This window comes from Bacillus sp. C30 (genome assembly GCF_040838255.1).
GTDB classification, from domain to species: domain Bacteria; phylum Bacillota; class Bacilli; order Bacillales; family Bacillaceae_G; genus Bacillus_A; species Bacillus_A mycoides.
This window is the reverse complement of record NZ_JBFPJH010000044.1, coordinates 1-21,238: the sequence shown is the minus strand read 5'-3', so window position 1 is coordinate 21,238 and position 21,238 is coordinate 1. Positions and strand designations below refer to the sequence as shown.

Here is a 21,238-nt window from a genome sequence, read left to right as displayed (position 1 = left end):
GCTTTCATCTCTATGAAAGCATAGCTTTTTCCATATTAAATCATAAGAATATCGCGGATTTCTTCCTCCGTAATAGAAGATAACTTCTCTTCTCCCGGTTCGATAATTTCAGCGATTAAATTTTTCTTACTCTCTTGTAACTCGTGCATTTTTTCTTCAATTGTTCCATGTGCTACTAACTTAATCACTTGCACTGTATTTTTTTGTCCCATTCGATACGCTCTATCCGCTGCTTGTTGTTCAACAGCTGGATTCCACCACAAGTCGTACAATATAACTGTATCTGCACCTGTTAAATTTATTCCTGTGCCACCAGCTTTTAACGAAATAAGAAATAGATCCCCTTCTCCTTCGTTAAACCGATTGCATAGCTCTACACGTTCTTGCGCTGGTGTACTCCCGTCTAAATAAAAGTATGGAACTGCTTGACGATTTAATTCACGTCCGATTATCGAAAGCATCTTCGTAAATTGGGAAAAGATAAGAATTCTCTTCCCTGTACTTCTGCATTCCTCCAAAATTTCTAGCAGCTGATCAAATTTAGCTGAACTACCTTTATAGTCATCAACAAACAAAGCAGGATGACAACAAATTTGCCGTAGTCTCGTTAAACCAGCTAAAACCCGAATTTTATTTTTACGTAACGTATCTTTATCCAAATGTTTTAACGTTTCTTCTCTTAACTTTGCTAAATAAGCTGCGTAAAGCCTCTTTTGATCTGGTAAAAGTTCTGATGATTGTAAGTGCTCAATTTTTTCTGGGAGTTCGTGTAATACATCACCCTTTAACCTTCTTAACACGAAAGGTTTTACCCGCTTCGCAATATCTTCACGTCTTAAATCACCGAACTCTTTTCTTCCCGGTAATAATTCTGGGAAGACGACGTGGAAGATAGACCATAGCTCTTCTAATGAATTCTCTACAGGTGTTCCCGTTAATCCAAAACGGTACTCTGCTTGAATCGTTTTTACTGCCTTCGCAGTTTGCGTCGTATGATTTTTAAACGCTTGTGCTTCATCAAGAAATAACGTATGAAATGGCCTTGCATATAATCTTATATCTCTTCGTAGTAAAGGATATGACGTAATGACAACATCAAATTTCGTTATATCTTTTAAAATTTTTCGGCGCTCTGCTTGATTTCCATCGGCAATAACTGCTCTAATATGTGGAGCGAATTTTTTTAACTCGCTAAGCCAGTTGTAAACGAGGGACGACGGTGAAACAACTAATATAGGCAGTTTCTTCTCTCGAATTTCCGGCAAAACAGAGTCTATAAAAGCAATACTTTGCAACGTTTTCCCCAGTCCCATATCATCAGCTAAAATGCCGCCAAAACGATAATAGGCAAGTGTTTTCATCCACTGGAATCCGTATGTTTGATACTCTCTCATTATCGCATCTAAGCCACTTGGCACCACAAACTTCAGCTTTTTAGGGTTTTGAATGTTCTCTACCAATTCTTGAACGGACTCATCTAAACTTAATACGTTTCCTTCTTGCAGTGAATTCATCCATTTCACACTACGAATAAGAGGGACCTCTATTTCTTCGCCCTTTAAAAATTCTTTTCGAATACTAGATTCTTTTATAAACTGATTAATATCATTAAACTCTTTACTCTCAAGTGATAGTAGAGCACCACTTGCTAAACGATAATATTTTCGTTTCTCCTCAAGAGCGACTAATACCCCTTTAATTTCTGCCTCTGGAATACCTTTTATATCAAAGCGGAATGATAACCAATCAATTCTCTCTTTCCTTCTAACTCTTATAAGAGGAGCTGTGTCTCCCTTATGAATTCGTAATTTGATTGCTGACGTCGCATAAATATCAACTAAACCTTTTAACGTTGGAACAGCATGATATAAAAAGTTATACTCAGCTTCTTCATTATGCATAAAATAACCGCCTTCCGTTTTCGCGAAGGCACTTTCACTCATAATGTCTAAAATCTCTTTTTCCTTTTTCTCATCACGATTAAAAACAGATGGCTGCCCATCCTCTTCTAACGGATTAATCACGACGTTTCCATAATGAAATTCGAGACCTGCTAACAAACGATTTTTCACTCGATCTAAATACAATTTTGCTTTTAGCGAAGGCGTTTCAACACGATCTGATATTACTTCATCAATTCGCACAGTACCAAGCTTCATTAACCCTGGTACAACTTTTGCTACAAAGTGTTCCATCTTATCTGCTGGAATATACAATTGGTTACTACTAGAACGATTCATCATTTTTTGTAATTCGATAAGCCGCTTACAATCCTCAGCGTTCAACTGATACAGTTTCCCTCCAAATAGAGCATAACTATACGTATCCATTACTTCTACTTGTTGTAAGCCGTCAATATAAAGTGTAAACCCACCGTTACTCCCTTTATTAAACTCAAAATGTAAAGGAAGTAGCCCTTTTGAAATTTGTAAACCGTGAAAAGATTTTCCATCTTGATTAAGTCCCACAAACTCAACTTTAGAAAGTAAAGAAAGCATATCCTTCCATGAAGCTGGTGGTATTAAAATCATACTATCATCTTGTTTTGCATGTACTTCCAGTGTATCCTCATACATTTTTTCATTATGATAAATTTTAATGAGCTGCTGAATAATCGCATCCGTTTCTTGCTTAAAGCTATGTACATCCGGTGTATATGTAAATTCATTCGAACAATTATAGGACTCTCTTTTCTCCACATTGGAAAGAAATTCTCTAATATGATTTACAAAATACATCTTGGCGAGTTTAAACTGAATACCTAGCAGTGCCCCACCATTTTTCGTAACTACTGGCGTACATATAAATTCAACATGCAGTATTTCACGTGTATCAAAACGGTGTTGTTTACTTTTTGGCCTTAATGATTTTTCTGCAAATAAATGAAACATCCCGCTTGTTAATTGATCATTTCCACTCATATTCCCGCTACTAATAGGCACCATTCCACCGGTTTGCTGATTATAATTTATTTGTATCAATACTGCCGCAACATGTTGACAGTATGTTTGAAAAGACGCTAACGAAGGACAACTACATTTCGCAACAACATCACCTTTTTTAGCTTTTTCTACTGTAACATGAAAATCTTCGTTCCCTTTTACCGTCGCCTCGCAAATTTCTTTATTTTCATCATAATGATTTATTATTACTTTATTTGATTTATAATAAGCTTCGCCTCTTTTATATGAGGTTTCTCCGCATACTTCTTTAATAATCGATTTATTTATTGTAAAACTCATTGTTTTGACACTTCCTTACTTTAAAACCAGTTTCTCTTAACTAACATTTTACATGCTATGCGCAAAAATATAAAATACGGATTTAACAAAAAAAGATGCTTATTTATAAGCACCTTTTTTCACTCTATCTCCATCAACCGTTTCGCCTCAAAATACAACACTTGAATAAATTTCTTCGTATTAATTCGTATATGGCCAGAAGTTGCTACTTCATCCTTTGTCATTTCTGTCATTCGTTTTCTAACTACAGTGAAATCAAAAAATTTCGGAGCATAGCTTTCAAATTTCGGATTTGAAAAGTCTGTTAATCCAAGGGAAGCTAAGTGATTTAACGATTGATAAATCGCTCTACGTACCCTTTGTTCAGATGCTTTTCTCTCCTTATCTATATCTGCATCTGAAGCTATATTCTCTAATTTTCTTATAGTTATATGGTGAAAGATATCTTTTAGCGCAGGAAATCCAAATTCAAACGTTTGCTCTTTTTCTTGTCCATATAAATATTCCAACATACTAAGTAAATCTTTACTTCCATTCTCTCCCGCAATACCGAGTTCTGATAATAAATAGCGCCCTGAATCTGCTATTCTTTTTCCTTCCTGCATTGGCTCATTTCGAACTTGCGGCTGTTCCCACTTAAAAACGTTATTCAATGATTTTTGAATATCATGTATAGAGCGCTCTAAACGAATACGTTCCATTACTTTACGTACAACAGACATAACCTCAATTTTATTCAATGGTTTTGTAATATAATATTCAACACCAAGTGTATACGCCTCACCAATAAGCTGTTTCGATTCAACTTGAGAAATCATAATGATTTTCCCTGTAAAAGAGGATGCAATATGGCGAACTGTTTCAATCCCATCTCGCATTGGCATTAATAAATCAATAAATAAAATATCTACTTTTTTAAAATTTAATTGATCCGCTTCAATAAAAGCTCCATCTTCCGACTCTCCAATTACTTCCCCAAGATCGCCATCTTCAATAATTTGTGAAAGCATGGAGCGGAAAACTTCATCATCATCTACGATATAATAAAACAACTTCATTCTCCTTCCCGCTTTAAACTGCACTCCGGTAAACAAACGATAAACTTACACCCTCCGCCAGTTTCTCGGTCTTCTAATCTCACTTCTCCACCTAGCTCTGTTACCATTTCGTTTATGTAAGAAAGTCCAATACCTGTTGAAGGTGTTCCCGCTTGATCATACTTTGAAGTAAATCCTGGCTTAAATACTAATTTCTTATACTTCTGTGCAATACCAGGACCATCGTCAATTACTTCAAAGAATATATGTTTATCTCGTTTATATAGCTTAATAATAATGAGACCTCTACCCTCAATTGCTTCAACTGCATTTGCAACTAAGTTATTAAAAATGGATAAGACCGTGTACACATGATATTCTGCATGCTCACCTTCTATATGTTCCGAAAAACGTATATCTTTTTCTAACATTTCAGCATACTTCTCATTAATTCTTACAATCATTTCCGCTAATTCATGTCCTTCTACATACTCAGCCACATTTTTATCTAATAACAGTTTAGATAGTCCTGCAAAAATTCTTTGATTATCCTTTTTGATTTCGTGCACTTCTCCTGCTATTTTTAATGCTGTTTTGCTATTTAAATCATCGTTCGCTTGTAAGTTTCGATATAGTTGATATGCTTCTTGTGTAATTAACTCGGCATTTTGTAACGTTTTTTTCAAATGGACAGATTCCACATATAAATTAGAGAGGTACATTAACATATTTTCATTTTCTTTTCGAACTTGTGATTCTTTTAATTTTGTTTCATATAAATTCATCATATTTAAAAAACCAAGTGCAAAGAAACTACGGAAAATAGCAATAATAATTAGTTTATTCACTTCAGAAACTGTTATCGTTGTCCCCAGCACTAACATATGATAAAACGCAAGTTCAGACATACTTGCGATAATTTCAATTGTAATTCCAAGACATCCTATCACAATTGGCTTCTGATGAAACTTATTCACCCTACAAAGCGAAAAAAGACTTCCATATATAAAATAATAAAAGAAAACGGGATAGCGCAAATAAAATGATTCTGTCATATGAAATGACCCTTGCAATACCCAGTCAAGACATACACGAAATAAGACTACAGATATACCTACAAGAATACCTGCAGCTGCTGCTGGCACTCTTCTTAAAAATAGTAATAAAAAGAAGAAAAGCGGTGTCCCGAAACTAACACGAAACATATCATTAAAAGGATGAAAATTCAGCTCTCCAGCAATCGGAACAACAACCATTAATATAATTAAAAGATACATATCTTTCTTCCATAATTGATTCCAATTCAAAGGTGCCACTTCCTATGCTTTTTTTCAATTGTAAAAGTGAAAGCCCGCTTATAATTATAAACGGGCTTTATTTCTATATTCTAACCTTTTCTACCGCTTTTATTTGGCGATACTCCGGTTCCCATATTGCTTCTTTTACTGCAATCTTAATATCGTCATCACTTAAGTTCTCTCTAGCAACACCTTCTGCAACTGCAACTTTCGCTACTTCAATCGCAACCAGTTCAGAGATATTACGTAACTCTTCAACTTCTGGCAAAATAGGCGCTCCTGGCTGACTTGTATCTACCATACTTGCAACTGCTTCTGCTGCTGCTGCGAACATTCCATCCGTCATGACGCTTGCACGAACAACAATTGTACCAAGACCTAGTCCTGGGAAAATAAGTGCGTTATTTGACTGTCCAATCACATACGTTACACCGTTATATGTAACCGGTTCAAACGGACTTCCTGTTGCAACTAATGCTTTTCCTTCTGTCCACTCGATTAAATCTGCTGGTTTCGCTTCAGCAAGTGGCGTTGGATTCGACATTGGTAAAATGATTGGTCTTTCTACGTGAGAAGCCATTTCTTTAATAATTTCCTCTTTAAATGCGCCTGCAACAGTAGATGTACCAATTAAAATTGTCGGTTTTACATGTTTCACAACTTCAGCAAGTCCGATAGCATCATTTTGTTTCCAATCACTTACTTCAGCTTCTTTTCTTGCATATGGAATTTGGAAATCAAGAAGATCTTCCATATTATCTGTAACCAACCCATTACGGTCAATACACCAGAAACGATTATGTGATTCTTCGTCTGATAAGCCGACACGAACCATTGCATCTCTTACTTGATCTGCGATACCGATTCCAGCCGTACCAGCACCAAACACAACAACGCGGTGTTCACTTAACAGTACACCAGAAGCTTTTACTGCCGATAATACAGCAGCAAGTGAAACTGCCCCTGTACCTTGAATATCATCATTAAATGTACAAACGTCATGACGATATTTATCTAAAATTTTTCGTGCATTTCGAGAACTGAAGTCTTCCCAATGTAGAAGCGCTTTCGGGAATTGTTTATTTACCGCTTGAACAAACGTATCAATAAATTCATCGTAAGCTTCACCTGTTATACGAGGGTGACGATTTCCAATATAAAATGGATTGTTTAATAATTCCTCACGATTTGTACCTACATCTAAAATTACCGGTAATACACGGCTAGGATCGATTCCAACTGCGGCCGTATATACAGCTAATTTCCCGATTGCGATGTTAATTCCACCAACACCCCAATCACCAATTCCTAATATACCTTCTCCATCCGTTACAACGACTAAATCAATGTTTTCAGCTGTTGCACCGATATTTGCAAATGCATCTTCAATACCTGATGGATCGTTAATTGATAAATAAATGCCACGTGGTTTACGGTATTCATGACTATATCTTTGAATTGCTACACCAACAGTAGGTGTATATACGATTGGTAACATTTCACGTAAATGCTCTGTTAAAATACGATAAAATAACACTTCATTTCGATCATGTAACGCTGTTAAGTATACATTCTTTAATAAATCATCCGGCTGAGAACTAAATTGTTCATACGCTCGGCGTGCTTGTTCTTCTAACGTTAAAACCGCTGGCGGTAATAACCCTTTTAAACCTAACTCTTCTCTTTCCTCTTGTGTGAAAGCTACCCCTTTATTTAAAAGTGGTGTTGATAATACTTCTGCTCCTCTTAATGTTGTTTCTAATGCACCATTAGAAGCCACTGTAAACTTACTCATAACATCCCTACCTCTATTCATATATAGCATTTCTATATTGTAAACAAAAAAGAGGGGATTGTCCCCCTCTTCTTTTAATTTTTCTTTAAAAGAGTTGCTCCTGCAATCCCTGGGTGTGTCATTTCGAATGGATCTAGAATTAACTCTAATTCTTCTTGTGACAATACACCATTTTTCACACATAGTTCTCGAACGGATTGCCCTGTCGCAATTGCTTCTTTCGCAACGCGAGCTGCTGCTTCATAGCCGATATGAGGGTTCACGGCTGTAATAATTCCTACACTCTTCTCAACGTACTCTTTTAAGCGATCTTCATTCGCTTCAATTCCTTTTAAGCAATTATCTGTAAAGGCACGGAAACCGTTATTCATAATGCTAATAGATTGAAGTAAGTTGAAAACAAGTACTGGTTCCATAACATTTAATTCTAATTGTCCTGCTTCTGAAGCAAGGCAAATTGTATGGTCGTTACCAATTACTTGGAACGCAATTTGATTAATTACTTCTGGCATAACAGGGTTTACTTTCCCTGGCATAATAGATGAACCTGGTTGACGAGCTGGTAACATAATTTCTGCTAATCCAACGCGTGGACCTGATGCCATTAGACGAAGATCGTTCGCAATTTTAGACATATTCATCATACATACTTTAAGTGCTGCAGATACTTCAGTGTACGCATCCGTATTTTGGGTTGCATCTACTAAATCTTCTGCACCAACAAGTGGTAGTTCACTAATTGTAGCTAAATGTTTTACAACTGCTTCAATATATTCTGGATCTGCATTTAAGCCTGTACCAACTGCAGTTGCTCCCATATTTACTTCATATAAATGTTGACGTGATTGCTTGATACGTTTCATGTCACGTTCAAGTACGCGGGAGTATGCTTTAAATTCTTGTCCAAGACGAATTGGCACAGCATCTTGTAAATGTGTACGACCCATTTTAATAACATGATCGAACTGTTCTGCTTTTAATTCAAATACATCATGCATATAACCCATTGTTTGTAATAAGCCTTCTAATGCATTTAATGTTGCAATATGAATCGCTGTTGGGAATGCATCGTTTGTTGATTGTGCCATATTTACATGACTGTTTGGACTAATATAATCATAGTCTCCCTTTTCCATTCCTAATAATTCAAGGGCACGATTGGCAATGACTTCATTTGCGTTCATATTCATTGAAGTTCCTGCACCACCTTGAATTGGATCAACGATGAAATGATCATGCCATTTCCCCTCAAGGATTTCTTGTGATGCTTCTGCGATAGCACCACCCTTTTTCAATTCCAATCTTCCTACATCTGCATTAGCAAGTGCTGCCGCTTTTTTTACAATTGCTAACGCTTTAATTAAACCTTCATGGACTTTGTATCCTGTAATCGGGAAATTCTCCACTGCACGCATTGTTTGTACACCGTAGTACGCATAATTTGGTACTTCTTTTTCACCTAAAAAATCTTTTTCAATTCGTACTCCATTTTTAACTTCAGTTAATGTTGCCATGATTACTCACTCCTTAACAATCTCTTACGCTGCTTTTGTTTGTTTGACCGTTTCTACATATTGTTTTGCTTTCTCATCATCGAATTCGCCTTCCCACTTCGACATAACAATGGCAGCTAATGCATTTCCTAATACATTGACAGCTGAGCGAATCATATCTAAAATGCGGTCAATTCCCGCAATTAATGCGATGCCTTCTAGCGGTAATCCCATTGATCCTAACGTCGCTAATACAACAACGAATGATGCACCCGGAACTCCCGCCATACCTTTGGATGTTAACATGAGAACGAATAATAACGTTATTTGCTCCGTCAGTGACATGTGTACACCGTACATTTGTGCAACAAACAATGCCGCTAACGCTTGATAAATAGCCGATCCAGTCAAGTTAAATGTATAACCTGTCGGAATTACGAAAGAGGCAACTGCCTTTGGACAACCGAACTCTTCCATTTTTCTCATTATATTAGGTAAAACAGCTTCTGAACTTGCTGTCGTAAATGAAAGAATAAGTTCTTCTTTTAAAATTTTCATTAATGTAAAAATGTTTACTCCAACCATTCGTGCATTAATACCTAATACAATCACAACGAATAGTATAACAGTTACGTATACAGCTAGCACTAGTTTTCCTAAAGGAAGTAGTGTTGCTACACCAAATTTTGCAACCGTAACAGCAATTAATGCGAATACACCAAATGGTGCGAATTTCATCACTTGATTTGTAACCCAGAACATCGCTTCGAGCACACCTTCAAAAAAGTTAAAAACAGGCTTTCCTTTTTCTCCGATTGCTGCAACTCCTAAACCGAATAGTACTGAGAAGAATATAATCGGTAATAAGTCACCTTGTGTAATAGACTCAAATATATTTTTCGGTACAATATGAACAATCGTTTCTGCAAAGCCTTTCTTCTCTGTTGCATCTGCTGTTTGTTTATAAGAAGAAATATCGCTTTGCTGTAAATTACTCATATCAACGCCAGTACCTGGTTGGAATATATTTGCTGCAAGTAATCCCATTAAAATAGCAATCGTCGTAATAATTTCGAAATAAAGAATTGTCTTACCGCCCAGTTTCCCAAGCTTTTTCATATCACCTACACCAGCTACCGCAACAATTAATGCTGAAATAACAATCGGTACTACAATCATTTTAATTAAATGAATAAATATATCCCCAACTGGTGTGATATAAGAAATCGCCGTTTTATTGCCATAAAAGATTGCCCCTACTACAATCCCTAAAACAAGTGCGACAAAAATTTGTGTTGCCAATCCGAATTTTTTCATTTATGTTCATCCCCTTTTATGCGAACGCTTTCATTTCGTATTTATAAAAGCTTACTCACACATCATATAGGCGAACCTACAAAATCATACAAAAACCTACAAGTTCGTCACAAAAAATTCAAATTTATTTCTTATAATATTCATTGACACTTTTTTATAAAAAAGAAATAAAATAACCTTGATAAAACATCAGATTATTTCGTATAATCTAAAAGATATACGTATTCTAAATAAATGGGGATGAAAAGGAGTGGATGTTATGAAAAATCACGTGAAGAAGTTCATCATATCTATTTCTTTTCTATTTCATTTTCTTACGAAGGAACAAAGGCATTCGCCTTTGTTCCTTTTTTATTGCAATCTATATAGGGGGAATTGTTATGAAACCATACAAACGCGTCTTAATTAAACTAAGTGGCGGCGCACTTGCTGATCAATCTGGAAATAGCTTTAACTCCAAACGATTAGAACATATCGCAAACGAAATAATATCCATTATTGACCTAGATATCGAAGTATCCATTGTCATCGGCGGCGGTAACATTTTCAGAGGTCATCTAGCTGAAGAATGGGGAATTGATCGTGTAGAAGCTGATAATATCGGTACGCTAGGTACGATTATTAACAGCTTAATGCTTCGCGGCGTTTTAACAAGTAAAACAGATAGAGAAGTACGCGTTATGACTTCCATCCCTTTTAATGCAGTAGCTGAACCATATATTCGCCTACGTGCAGTACATCATTTAGATAACGGTTATGTTGTCATATTCGGTGGTGGTAACGGGCAACCATTCGTTACAACAGATTACCCAAGTGTACAAAGAGCCATTGAAATGAATAGCGACGCCATTTTAGTCGCAAAACAAGGAGTAGACGGTGTCTTTACAAGTGATCCGAAACATAACAAATCAGCGAAAATGTACAGTAGACTGAACTATAACGATATTGTTAGGCAAAACATACAAGTAATGGATCAAGCAGCTTTATTGCTTGCTCGAGATTATAATTTACCGGCACACGTCTTTAACTTTGATGAGCCTGGCGTTATGAAAAGAATTTGTTTAGGTGAACATGTTGGGACGTTGATTAATGATGATGTTTCGATGCTTGTGCATGAAAAATAGTATTTTTCATTAACAAAGGGTGCCTTTTATAGACACCCTTTGTTCGTTAATCGTCACAAATAAAAATCAACCCATCCAACTACTTTCTCCTTACAACGCTCCCAGAAAGATAAGTTGTCAAAAAATGTTTCTGTCATCTCTTTCGAATCACCAATGTCTTGCGTTAACGCCTCATTCACTTGCGCTATGATAGGTCCACCATGAATATACAAATTCATCTCATCATTAATATAGAAGCTACGTGCAGTAAAGTTTGTAGTACCGATAACAGTTAGTTCATTATCAATCAGCATTAACTTTCCATGAAACATACCTTTTTTATAACCATATACCGTAATCCCGTTATTAACAGCTTGACGAATATAAGGATACGCTGCCTCTTTAATAAGAGGAATATCTGGTTTATATGACCATAGTATTTTTACTGTAACACCACGTTTTTGCGCTCCAATTAAAGCATTCATTAATTCTTTATTTTTCGCTATAAAATAAGGTGTTGTAATTACAATTGAATGTTTCGCTTGTTTTATTAACTTTATATATTTTTCAGCGACGTGATGTCCATTGTAGCTAACCATCGTATGTAATGTATTCCCTTTACTCGCTTTATTCGTACTTCTTTTTATATGTTCTTTCGTATCTCGTTTCCAATCTAAAGCGAATTGCTCTTCTAAATCTTTTGCTCCTTCTCCTCTTATCCGTACATGATAGTCACGCCAATATCCAAATCGCTTATCTTTCCCTAAGTACTCATCCCCCATATTAAACCCACCTGTATAACCGATTTCCCCATCAATTGTTGTAATACGGCGATGGTTCCGATGATGTAGAGAATAAAATCCAAATGGCAATTCAGGTTTTCTACTATATGTAAAATGAACACCACTTTCCCGCAATTCATTTTTCATCTTTCTTTCAAATGATAAATCATTAATTAAATCAACCGATAAATATACGTTTACTCCTTCTTTCGCCTTCTCCTTTAATAAGTTTAAAAAAGTATGGCTACTTTTATCATCCGATAAAATATAAAAATAAGTGTAAATAGATTGCTTCGCTTCACTTATATCAGTAAATAACTGTTTATAAAACGACTTCCCTTCTACATATAATTGAAAGTCACTATAATGAGGCGCATACTCTGTCGGCATATTTTTCCCGGCTTCCATTTTCCTTCCGAGCGTAACGTCAATATGCATCCAAATTAAAATAACAACGAAAATAGCAATAATAATAGAAGTGACTCGCAATATTTTTTTAATCATTTTGATTTCCTTCCACTCATATTACTTACTATTTCGTAGTGTTTCATTAAATTATGTTTTCATACAAAATGTATTTCTTACTTTTTGTCGGATGTTAAAAACTTAAAGGAGAGCAGACTATGAAAAGAGCAAAAACTCCTATTATTTTTATCCCAGGTCTTTTCGGTTCAATGAGTAATATTATTATTCCTAGTACCGGTAATTGGAACTTTGGGCTTTCTGCGTTTGTTTATGAGCCATTCATTATGATGCTAGAAAGTATGGGCTATGAACGAAATAAAAACTTGTTTATCTGTTTTTATGACTGGCGCCAGCGTATTGCTGTTTCTACTCAAAAATATTTATTAAAAACAATTGCTTATGTTAAAAAATTTACAGGGTGCGACAAACTAAATTTAGTTTGTCATAGTATGGGTGGACTTCTTGCACGTTCTTACGTTCAAAGTGAAGAATATGAAAATGAAAATGATGTGGAGCAACTTATTATACTCTGTACACCAAACGCTGGATCTCCCCCCAATTATAGTTATTGGACTGGAGGTACTCTCCCAGTACATACATCTTCTAAAATAAATATCGTTCATTTTTATATGGAACAATACATTCACTACGTAAGCACCTTACACAAAATGAATAAAGTTGAAGCGATACACCGTTACTTTCCAGGATTACAAGATGTTATTCCTTGTAAAGATTACGGAAATTATTTATTTATAAGATCCGGCTCTTCTATTACATTTCTTCCTTATAACAAGATGAAAACGAAAAATCCTTTCCTCGATACATTAAATGCAAATAGATTTATTATACAGAAAAGAAATATTGAAACTACACTCATTGCAGGAGATGGAGTAGAAACGATTCAATATTTACAAGTCGTCCCTTCACATTCAAAACTAGAATGGACAGAGGGAAAAGTCGTCGGTGATATACTTACAAAACATGGTGACGGTAACGCTGTTCTACATAGCGTTTTTCTTCTAGAAGGAAATAAATATGTTGTGCATGCTTCACATAACGAAGTGCTCTACAAAAGCATTCCTATATTACAAAAGATACTTTAAATTACGAATACAAAAAAGGTGTGGCATTGCGCCACACCTTTTCATTAAATGAAGTTCCTTGCATCATTATTTCTTCCAAACTTATAAATCGCAATTAAGAAGAACGCTATCGCAAAGGCGAATAAGATTAGAATATTTAAATACAACTCTGAAAACGGAATTCCTTGCTGTAGTTTTGAAATCGTATCTAGTAACCAACGCTGCGGAAGGAAATCAGCTACTTTTTGTACTGCTTTCGGCATAATGTCGTACGGGAAATAACATCCAGCAAGTAAACATGTTGGTACTATTACTATATTTTGCATTGCATTTGAAGCAGTTGAACTTTTTGAAAAAGACACAATGACTAACGATAAACCAATTGCAATTAAAGCGAATATCATAAGCACACCAATCATAACTATGAAAGGCATATTTATAGTTGTGTGAAAAACATTCGTCATAAAGAATACTGCAATTACAATTTGTACTGTTAATATCATCATATTTACTGCGACATTAGATAATATAAATTTCTTTCCGTCAATCGGCGTTGATAATAATCTAAAATACGTTCTGTTCTCTTTTTCTTTTAAAATAAATCCTGATAAGTTCACTGCTGAAAATAACATAAACATAATAAGATAACCCATCGTTTGATTTGTCATATCTTTATTTTTTGAAGTATCTTCAAGTGTCTCAGACTTTACTTTAAATGAACTTTTTTGATAACCAGCGTACATACTATTAAACGTACTTTGATCGGCCCCTGCCACTTTACTAATCGCAGCGATGTTATCAACATAGTTATATAAATACGATTTTATAAATCCTGTTACTTGATCGCCTTTAATCGATGAAATCTCAATATGACTCGGTTTCCCTTCTCGAACACTTTCAGAAAAACCAGACTGTAATGTAATAACACCATCAAGTTTTTTTGAAGTGAGTTTATCTTCCACTTCAGATTCCTTAATTTTACTAACATTTACATGATTGAGTCCTTCTAAAAATTTCACTGTATCATTTGCGATAGGTTGATTTTCTTTATTTATAACCCCAATATTTAACGTTCCTTGCCCTACATTCCCATATATCGAAAAAGAAATGAGCGTTCCTATTATCGGCAAGCTAATAATAATGAGTAACCCCTTTTTATTTTTCAGAAGCACAGATAACGTTTTTTGTATGAGCCATAAAATATCTTTCATACTATAGCCCCTCCCGTCTACGTAATGCAATAATCGCAATTAATAAAAAGAGTGCTGAAATTCCGAGGTTTAAAAATATTACTGGCATTGCCGCCCCTATGTCATTTGCATAAATAATTTTCATAATGGCTGTGTTGGCCCACGTTAATGGCGATAAATTCGTAACGACATTTTCTTCCACTACGAAATACGCACCACCAAAAATAGAAGCTAATTGCACAACAACCATAATAATTGCTCTAGATGCCTCACCTGTTTTTGTAATAAATCCGATTCCTAAACCGAAGCTAATTGCTAGAAAGACTTCTGTTAGTAAAATAATAAATATGATTCCAATATGGTCGCCCCAATTCGCTTGAAAAACAAATTTACTAAATAAAACGACGAGTAATAGACAAAGTGCATTCGCTACAAGACTACCGAGCACTTTCCCAACGAAAATCTCAGCTTTACTTATAGGTGCTGCAATTAAACGATCTCCTGTTTTACGTATTCGTTCTCCTCGAATTAAAAAACTCGCCCCCATTGCAGCGTACAGTGCAATCATCGTCGTCATTACAACCGCATAGTAATCCATAGAACCTGGTTTTTTAGCAGCTTGTAAAGATGTTTCTTTAATATAATCATTATGATTTCCGTTTGAAATAACTGCGCTAACCTTACTCGGATCTACTTTTGCAACTTCGGCCGCTACGTTGTACTTATCAACAAATGTTGTAAGCATGCCTTCCACAATACTTCCCTCAATACTACTTTTGTCACTTCCGTAAAATTTTGCACCATCTTTATTTAACTCTACATAAGCAGCATATTTATTTTGCTTCACTTCTTCTTTCCCATCTATACCTTCGGAAACTTTTTTAAAATGAATACCTGATTTATCGACTTCTTTCGTAAACGCTTCAAACGATTGAGAAAACGTGCTACTCGCTTCATCTTTATATAGCACTTGTATATCCTTAATCGCTTGACTATCGCTATTAAATGCGTTACTTAACGCTGTTCCTAATACAAGCATAAGCACAATCGGAAATGCTAACATAAAAACTAAAGTTCTTACGTCCCTGAAATCTCTTTTAATGTGCATCACTGCAATGTTAAAGATGTTCAATTGATGAACCTCCCTTTACCTTTTCTTCATTTACCTTTATTTATCTCGTAAGTTTCTTCCAGTTAACGTAAGAAATACTGTTTCTAAGTTTGGAGCCTGCTCCTCTAACGAACGAATTTCAATGTCATGATTAATGAAATGCTGAATAATTTTATTTAAATTATTTAATCCTGCATCCGAGTTTACCTTGATTACGTTCTCTTCAATTTGAACAGCTTTCACACCATTTATCTCTTTTAAATTTTCTACATCTAAGTTTTCTACTGACTTTACTTCAATCCAAATATCTTTCGTATCTGTAATAATCGCTTTTAACTGTTCTTTCGTTCCTTCTGCAATTACTTTACCGTGATCGACAATTGCTATTTTCGTACAAATCTCTTCTACTTCTTCCATGTAGTGACTCGTATAAATAATCGTACTTCCCATTTCATTTAATTTTCGGACAGACTGAAGAATGTAGTTCCTTGACTGCGGATCAATTCCAACTGTCGGTTCATCCATAATAATTAACTTCGGTCTATGTGCGATTGCACAAGCGATATTCAGTCTTCGTTTCATCCCGCCAGAAAAGTTTTTTGGGTAACTTTTATGTTTATCACTAAGGCCTACAAATTGAAGTGCTTCCTCTACTCTCGCTTTTAGCTCGGCTCCTCGTAATCCATACAATCCAGCAAAGAATTTCACATTTTCATAGGCAGTTAACTCTTCATAAATCGCAATATCTTGCGGAACGATACCAATATTCATTTTCGCAAATCGATTATGTTTCTTTATATTTTTTCCTAATATGCTAATTTCACCTTCATTACTTCTTAACAAACCAGCAATCATATTAATCGTTGTACTCTTACCAGCACCATTCGAACCTAAAAAGCCAAATATTTCTCCTTCTTTAATAGATAAAGACATATTATCTACCGCGATGAAATCACCAAATTTTTTCGTTAAATTTTTAATTTCCAATGTGTTCATCATTTCACCCCTATTTCGGTTTCTCTGCTTTTATTATAAACAAAAAGAATGAACCTGCTCAGTGCAGAAGTTCACTCTTTTCACATGAGATTATTCACTTTTTTCATATGAGATGATTCATCCTCTTATATCGGCAATAACATTGTTACTGAAAAACCACTTGTTCCATCTACAATAATTTTTCCGTTTACTGATGCTGTTCGCTCCTCCATCCCCATAATACCGAGGCCTTTCTTAACAAGAGCTGCACCTTTACCATTATCCTTCACTTGTACTTTCACCATCTTGTTCAGTACATGAATATCTATTGAGATGACTGTCGCATCAGCGTATTTCATCGTATTTGTTAATGCCTCCGTAACATTTTCACCGATAATCTTCCACTGAATTGGTGAAATCATATCTAAGTTTCCTTTAAATACGAATGGAATATTTATATCATGCTTACCGGCAAATTCCTCTATGAATAATTTCATACGATGAATGCCAATTTGCTCAGTTGGTGGCTTCATATTTTTTAATGTAATCCGAATGCTTTCAATTCCATCTTTTGAAATATGAATGGCATTTTGTAATAATTCCGCAGATTTTTCTTTATCTATTTCCATTAATCTCTTTGCTGCTTCCATTTGAATTAGTGCACCTGTCATTGAGTGACCGATTTTATCATGAATTTCTTGAGATAGTCGATTTCTTTCCTCTAATTTAAATGTGTATTCAGATTGCCTTATGTAATCTTTATTTTCATTTAAGCTTTTCGTAAGTCTTTGTATGTCTTTTCTCATTTTATCATTTTGCATTTCTAGTTTTAATAATCGTGCTATATAGCGGTGAGCTATCGTTAAGGAAAAAAAACAAAATGCACTAATAAGTCCATACGTCATTTGAATACCTTCACCTATAAAAATAATAGGAAGAATCATAATGAAAAAGATTAACCATTTCTTTTTTATGTAATAATTTGCAATTTCATATAAGTTCAAAGGTAAAAACAAAATAAAAAACGGATGAACCTTCCATGTAAATAACATAACTACGCCAATTGACACACAAGTTAATACGTTTTTGTACGTATCTTTTTTAAATATAGAGATCAACACATTGACAGAAAGATATAAAAGCAAAGTAAGTATAATCCACGGTAAGTTCGTAACATTTAAATGAATGTAGCTAAACACTATATATAAAAAGACAATAAGTTTACTTACAGTTAACCAAAATTCCATAACATTAATCTACTTTCCCTGTTAAGTAATAAATCGCAATTTGCGTGCGATGTTCTAGTCCAGTTTTCCCCAAAACTGATGTAATATAATTTGCAATTGTTCCTTCAGATATGAAAAGTTGCTTCGAAATTTCTTTATTTGAGAAACCTTTCGCAATTAATGCGATAATACTAAGCTCTCTTTCTGTAAAAAGACTCTTATCAATTTTAGATTCTTCCTCTTTACTTTCCATTAAATTAGACTTAATTTTATCAAGCACTACATCTTGCATAACAGTTTGACCGTTATAAACTCCTTTTATCGCATCACGAATACGCTCCGGATCATTATTTTTTAATAAATAACCTTTCGCTCCGTTTTTTACTGCGTCCAAAATATATTCATCATCATCAAATGTCGTTAAAATGAGAGGCTTCGTTTTTGTCTCTTCACAAATTAACTTCGTCGCCTCTACCCCGTTCATGTTTGGCATACGAACATCTAAAAGCGCGATATCAACTTCATACTTTTTACAATACGCTACAGCTTCTTTTCCATCATTTACAGTATCTAATACTTCAAACTCTTCATATGTATTTAAAATAATTTTCATACCTTCTCTAATAAAAGAATTATCATCGGCTATTAATATTTTAATTTTCATGTTTGTTAGTATGGACCTTATCCTACTAACATTCACATCCTTTCTCCATGTAGCATTTCCTCTTTGCTCATTATATACTTCTCTTTACCATTTTTTCACACCTTTTTCATATAGCCCTCCTGCTAAAAATATATTATTCTTTTTTTATAACATGTGTAGGGTGACTTATCATTTCTTACGTCTATATAATAGAATGCGTCAAAAAGGAGGGAGAGACCGATTGAGGAAAAACAATTAGTTGCAAAAGCACAGCAAGGAAGCGAACATGCTTTTCGTATCCTTGTACAAACATATCGTCATTATATTTTTCAAGTTATCTTTTCCATTTTAAGACATGAAGAAGATGCTAAAGATGTTACACAAGAAGTATTCGTAAAAATTCACGCCTCTCTCCCAAATTATCAATTTCGCGGATTAAAAACGTGGATGGCACGTATTGCCACCAATCACGCTATTGATTATAAGAGAAAAAAAGCTAGAGAAAACGAAGAACTCTCCTTATGTAAAGAAACTGCGGAAAATATAAAATCCTCTCATAATATTGAGGCTTTATTATTGACGAAAGAGCAAAAATTGCTCATTGCTCAAAAACTGAGAGAACTTCCCGACAATTATCGTGACGTCGTTCTCGCACATTACTTAGAAGAAAAAAGTTATCAAGAAATTGCTTTTCAGGAAAACATCGAAGTGAAAACGGTCGAAATGAAACTGTATCGGGCAAGAAAATGGATTAAAAAACATTGGAAGGAGGAAGAGTTTCTATGATGCATTATTCAAAAGAAGATTGGCGCAATTATACATTAGATGTTATATCAGACAATGAACGTGAATCTATGGAAGAACATCTTTATGAATGTGATCATTGTTTAGCACTTTATATGGAAAGTATTGATGAACAACATGAAAACCTTCCAATGATAAATGATGATTCATTTACGAACGAAGTTATGACGCAAATTAATTTTGAAACGTTACAGCCTAATGAAAATATAAAAACAAACTCACTAAAGCGCACGATTATTCACTACATAATTGCGACTGCGGCTACAATTATTTTTATGGTAAGTGGTTTATTCCAGTATATTTTCACAGCGACATCAAATTTCGAGAAATCCTCAAAACATAACGAGTCTTCTATCTCACAACAAATTGTAAACAAATCGGTAGACACATCAAAAAAGGACGGAGGTTCAAAGCATGAATAAAAATCCCTTTTTAGCACTTGTATTAGGGCTAATTCCTGGGCTTGGACATTTATATTTAAAGAAATTTGGACGATTTATTTTATATAGCGGAGGGGCTTTATTTCTATTTATCTTTGCAGCATTTTGTACAATAGCATTAGGAGCGCGTGATATTGCTTTTCTTTCTCTATTTTTACTAGTCGTGTTATGGGCAATCAATTTATTAGATTTAGTTATCACTATTATTAATCAATCGAAAAAACAAGCAGCCGGAGAATTTACAGAGTCCTCTAAAGAGAGCGAACGATTTTATATCATTCTCCTATCAATTATCCCTGGACTTGGCCATTTCCAATTAGGACTTATGCAGCGAGGACTTACATTTTTAGTAGCTTGTACAGGAATAGGAAGTATGATTATATTCGTTGCACTCTTAACATCTCAAGAAAGTTTCCTTATCTTCCTTATTACGCTACCTGTTTTATGGATTTATAACTTCTTTGATGTTGTTCAACAACTACAGAAAAAAGAACGCGGAGAGCAACTAGATGACCGTACTATTTTCGAAGAGTTTGAAGAGCACCGAGAACAAGGAAAGAAAAATAAAACATTCGCTTCCATTTTAGCAATGTTTCCTGGAGCAGGACATATGTATTTAGGCTTACAGCGCCGTGGTCTTCAGCTTATGGCAGCCTTTTTACTATCTATTTATTTGCTCGACTTATTAAGACTTTCTGCGTTTTTATTTTTAGTACCAATCATTTGGTTCTATAGCTTTTTTGATGCGTTACAGCAAACTGCAAAATACGGAAAAGAACGTGTAAATGACGAACCTATCATTGACTATTTTATAAATCATCAAAGATGGATCGGTATCGGTTTAATTACACTCGGTGGTTATTATTTATTAGATCAAACAGTCCTTCCTATTTTGAATGATTATTTTGTAACTATATTTAACATTCATATTAGTGAACTATATTATCGCTATTTCCAAACATCTATCGTTGCTCTCCTTTTAATTGGTGGCGGCTTTAAATTGTTACTTGGAAATAAAGAAAACAAAGGTGGTACAAGCGAATGAGAACATGGCGCGTTGGAACATTCTCAATGGGGCTTTCCATTATTACATTAGGTTGTTTCTTACTATTTTCAGTTATGAAAGGCACTCAAGTATTGGATACATTAACAGCATGGTGGCCTGTTTTACTTATCATACTTGGCGCTGAAATTTTACTATACCTTCTATTTTCTAAGAAGGAACAATCATTTAT

Annotated in this window: 18 protein-coding genes; 6 read left to right on the top strand and 12 right to left on the bottom strand. The window is 34.8% G+C overall.

Annotation, left to right across the window (positions count from 1 at the left end; all coding sequences use genetic code 11):
* Positions 1–35 precede the first annotated feature (35 nt).
* From AB3X49_RS07625 to AB3X49_RS07600, 6 genes are all read right to left on the bottom strand, one after another.
* Positions 36–3,242, bottom strand: coding sequence for an SNF2 helicase associated domain-containing protein (locus AB3X49_RS07625; RefSeq protein ID WP_367961313.1), 3,207 nt, complete (start codon positions 3,240–3,242; stop codon positions 36–38).
* A gap of 119 nt (positions 3,243–3,361) precedes the next feature.
* A complete protein-coding gene (locus AB3X49_RS07620; protein ID WP_131929289.1) occupies positions 3,362–4,294 on the bottom strand; it encodes a response regulator in 933 nt (310 codons plus the stop codon).
* A gap of 2 nt (positions 4,295–4,296) precedes the next feature.
* Positions 4,297–5,595, bottom strand: coding sequence for a sensor histidine kinase (locus AB3X49_RS07615; RefSeq protein ID WP_002012226.1), 1,299 nt, complete (start codon positions 5,593–5,595; stop codon positions 4,297–4,299).
* 64 nt (positions 5,596–5,659) lie between these two features.
* Positions 5,660–7,372, bottom strand: a complete 1,713-nt coding sequence (gene malS, locus AB3X49_RS07610; RefSeq protein WP_367961311.1) for an oxaloacetate-decarboxylating malate dehydrogenase — start codon at positions 7,370–7,372, stop codon at positions 5,660–5,662.
* A gap of 74 nt (positions 7,373–7,446) precedes the next feature.
* Positions 7,447–8,886, bottom strand: coding sequence for an aspartate ammonia-lyase (aspA, locus tag AB3X49_RS07605; protein ID WP_002012229.1), 1,440 nt, complete (start codon positions 8,884–8,886; stop codon positions 7,447–7,449).
* A gap of 24 nt (positions 8,887–8,910) precedes the next feature.
* On the bottom strand, positions 8,911–10,182 hold the full coding sequence (locus AB3X49_RS07600) for a cation:dicarboxylate symporter family transporter (protein WP_002012230.1): 1,272 nt from the start codon (positions 10,180–10,182) through the stop codon (positions 8,911–8,913).
* A 380-nt stretch (positions 10,183–10,562) separates the two neighbouring features.
* Between AB3X49_RS07600 and pyrH the strand changes: the two genes are divergently transcribed.
* Positions 10,563–11,306: a UMP kinase gene (pyrH, locus tag AB3X49_RS07595; RefSeq protein WP_367961308.1), complete on the top strand. Its 744-nt coding sequence runs from the start codon at positions 10,563–10,565 to the stop codon at positions 11,304–11,306.
* A gap of 53 nt (positions 11,307–11,359) precedes the next feature.
* On the opposite strand, the gene cls is transcribed toward pyrH, so the two are convergent.
* Positions 11,360–12,571 (bottom strand): cardiolipin synthase, encoded by a 1,212-nt coding sequence (cls, locus tag AB3X49_RS07590; protein ID WP_367961305.1) that lies wholly within the window; start codon positions 12,569–12,571, stop codon positions 11,360–11,362.
* A gap of 119 nt (positions 12,572–12,690) precedes the next feature.
* On the opposite strand from cls, the gene AB3X49_RS07585 reads away from it, so the two are divergent.
* A complete protein-coding gene (locus AB3X49_RS07585; protein WP_002165999.1) occupies positions 12,691–13,635 on the top strand; it encodes an esterase/lipase family protein in 945 nt (314 codons plus the stop codon).
* A gap of 44 nt (positions 13,636–13,679) precedes the next feature.
* Here AB3X49_RS07585 and AB3X49_RS07580 read toward each other — a convergent pair whose 3' ends face one another.
* The 5 genes from AB3X49_RS07580 to AB3X49_RS07560 all read right to left on the bottom strand — a co-directional run bounded on the left by AB3X49_RS07580 (position 13,680) and on the right by AB3X49_RS07560 (position 18,780).
* Positions 13,680–14,825 carry an ABC transporter permease gene (locus AB3X49_RS07580; RefSeq protein ID WP_002086373.1) on the bottom strand — a complete coding sequence of 382 codons (1,146 nt, stop codon included), beginning with the start codon at positions 14,823–14,825 and terminating at the stop codon, positions 13,680–13,682.
* A 1-nt stretch (position 14,826) separates the two neighbouring features.
* Positions 14,827–15,936, bottom strand: a complete 1,110-nt coding sequence (locus AB3X49_RS07575) for an ABC transporter permease (RefSeq protein ID WP_367961303.1) — start codon at positions 15,934–15,936, stop codon at positions 14,827–14,829.
* 36 nt (positions 15,937–15,972) lie between these two features.
* Positions 15,973–16,911 (bottom strand): ABC transporter ATP-binding protein, encoded by a 939-nt coding sequence (locus AB3X49_RS07570; protein ID WP_002086377.1) that lies wholly within the window; start codon positions 16,909–16,911, stop codon positions 15,973–15,975.
* Positions 16,912–17,036: 125 nt separating this feature from the next.
* Positions 17,037–18,137, bottom strand: coding sequence for a sensor histidine kinase (locus tag AB3X49_RS07565; protein WP_002166002.1), 1,101 nt, complete (start codon positions 18,135–18,137; stop codon positions 17,037–17,039).
* A gap of 4 nt (positions 18,138–18,141) precedes the next feature.
* The gene (locus AB3X49_RS07560) at positions 18,142–18,780 is read right to left on the bottom strand and encodes a response regulator transcription factor (RefSeq protein WP_002012250.1); all 639 of its coding nucleotides are present in this window, start codon (positions 18,778–18,780) and stop codon (positions 18,142–18,144) included.
* Between the two features lie 219 nt (positions 18,781–18,999).
* On the opposite strand from AB3X49_RS07560, the gene AB3X49_RS07555 reads away from it, so the two are divergent.
* From AB3X49_RS07555 to AB3X49_RS07540, 4 genes are all read left to right on the top strand, one after another.
* Positions 19,000–19,545, top strand: coding sequence for an RNA polymerase sigma factor (locus AB3X49_RS07555; RefSeq protein ID WP_316280964.1), 546 nt, complete (start codon positions 19,000–19,002; stop codon positions 19,543–19,545).
* Positions 19,542–19,985, top strand: coding sequence for a hypothetical protein (locus tag AB3X49_RS07550; protein ID WP_002186190.1), 444 nt, complete (start codon positions 19,542–19,544; stop codon positions 19,983–19,985). Before AB3X49_RS07555 ends, AB3X49_RS07550 begins: the two co-directional genes overlap by 4 nt.
* Positions 19,978–21,048 carry a hypothetical protein gene (locus AB3X49_RS07545; protein WP_367961300.1) on the top strand — a complete coding sequence of 357 codons (1,071 nt, stop codon included), beginning with the start codon at positions 19,978–19,980 and terminating at the stop codon, positions 21,046–21,048. Before AB3X49_RS07550 ends, AB3X49_RS07545 begins: the two co-directional genes overlap by 8 nt.
* A partial coding sequence (locus AB3X49_RS07540) for a LiaF transmembrane domain-containing protein (protein WP_483298770.1) occupies positions 21,045–21,238 on the top strand: 194 nt, incomplete at its 3' end. The genes AB3X49_RS07545 and AB3X49_RS07540, both read left to right, overlap by 4 nt.

Bases quoted from the DNA above. Each gene is read 5' to 3' on its own strand.
- AB3X49_RS07625 (WP_367961313.1), bottom strand. From the start codon at position 3,242: ATGAGTTTTACAATAAATAAATCGATTATTAAAGAAGTATGCGGAGAA.
- malS (WP_367961311.1), bottom strand. From the start codon at position 7,372: ATGAGTAAGTTTACAGTGGCTTCTAATGGTGCATTAGAAACAACATTA.
- aspA (WP_002012229.1), bottom strand. From the start codon at position 8,886: ATGGCAACATTAACTGAAGTTAAAAATGGAGTACGAATTGAAAAAGAT.
- AB3X49_RS07600 (WP_002012230.1), bottom strand. From the start codon at position 10,182: ATGAAAAAATTCGGATTGGCAACACAAATTTTTGTCGCACTTGTTTTA.
- pyrH (WP_367961308.1), top strand. From the start codon at position 10,563: ATGAAACCATACAAACGCGTCTTAATTAAACTAAGTGGCGGCGCACTT.
- cls (WP_367961305.1), bottom strand. From the start codon at position 12,571: ATGATTAAAAAAATATTGCGAGTCACTTCTATTATTATTGCTATTTTC.
- AB3X49_RS07585 (WP_002165999.1), top strand. From the start codon at position 12,691: ATGAAAAGAGCAAAAACTCCTATTATTTTTATCCCAGGTCTTTTCGGT.
- AB3X49_RS07580 (WP_002086373.1), bottom strand. From the start codon at position 14,825: ATGAAAGATATTTTATGGCTCATACAAAAAACGTTATCTGTGCTTCTG.
- AB3X49_RS07570 (WP_002086377.1), bottom strand. From the start codon at position 16,911: ATGAACACATTGGAAATTAAAAATTTAACGAAAAAATTTGGTGATTTC.
- AB3X49_RS07565 (WP_002166002.1), bottom strand. From the start codon at position 18,137: ATGGAATTTTGGTTAACTGTAAGTAAACTTATTGTCTTTTTATATATA.
- AB3X49_RS07560 (WP_002012250.1), bottom strand. From the start codon at position 18,780: ATGAAAATTAAAATATTAATAGCCGATGATAATTCTTTTATTAGAGAA.
- AB3X49_RS07550 (WP_002186190.1), top strand. From the start codon at position 19,542: ATGATGCATTATTCAAAAGAAGATTGGCGCAATTATACATTAGATGTT.
- AB3X49_RS07545 (WP_367961300.1), top strand. From the start codon at position 19,978: ATGAATAAAAATCCCTTTTTAGCACTTGTATTAGGGCTAATTCCTGGG.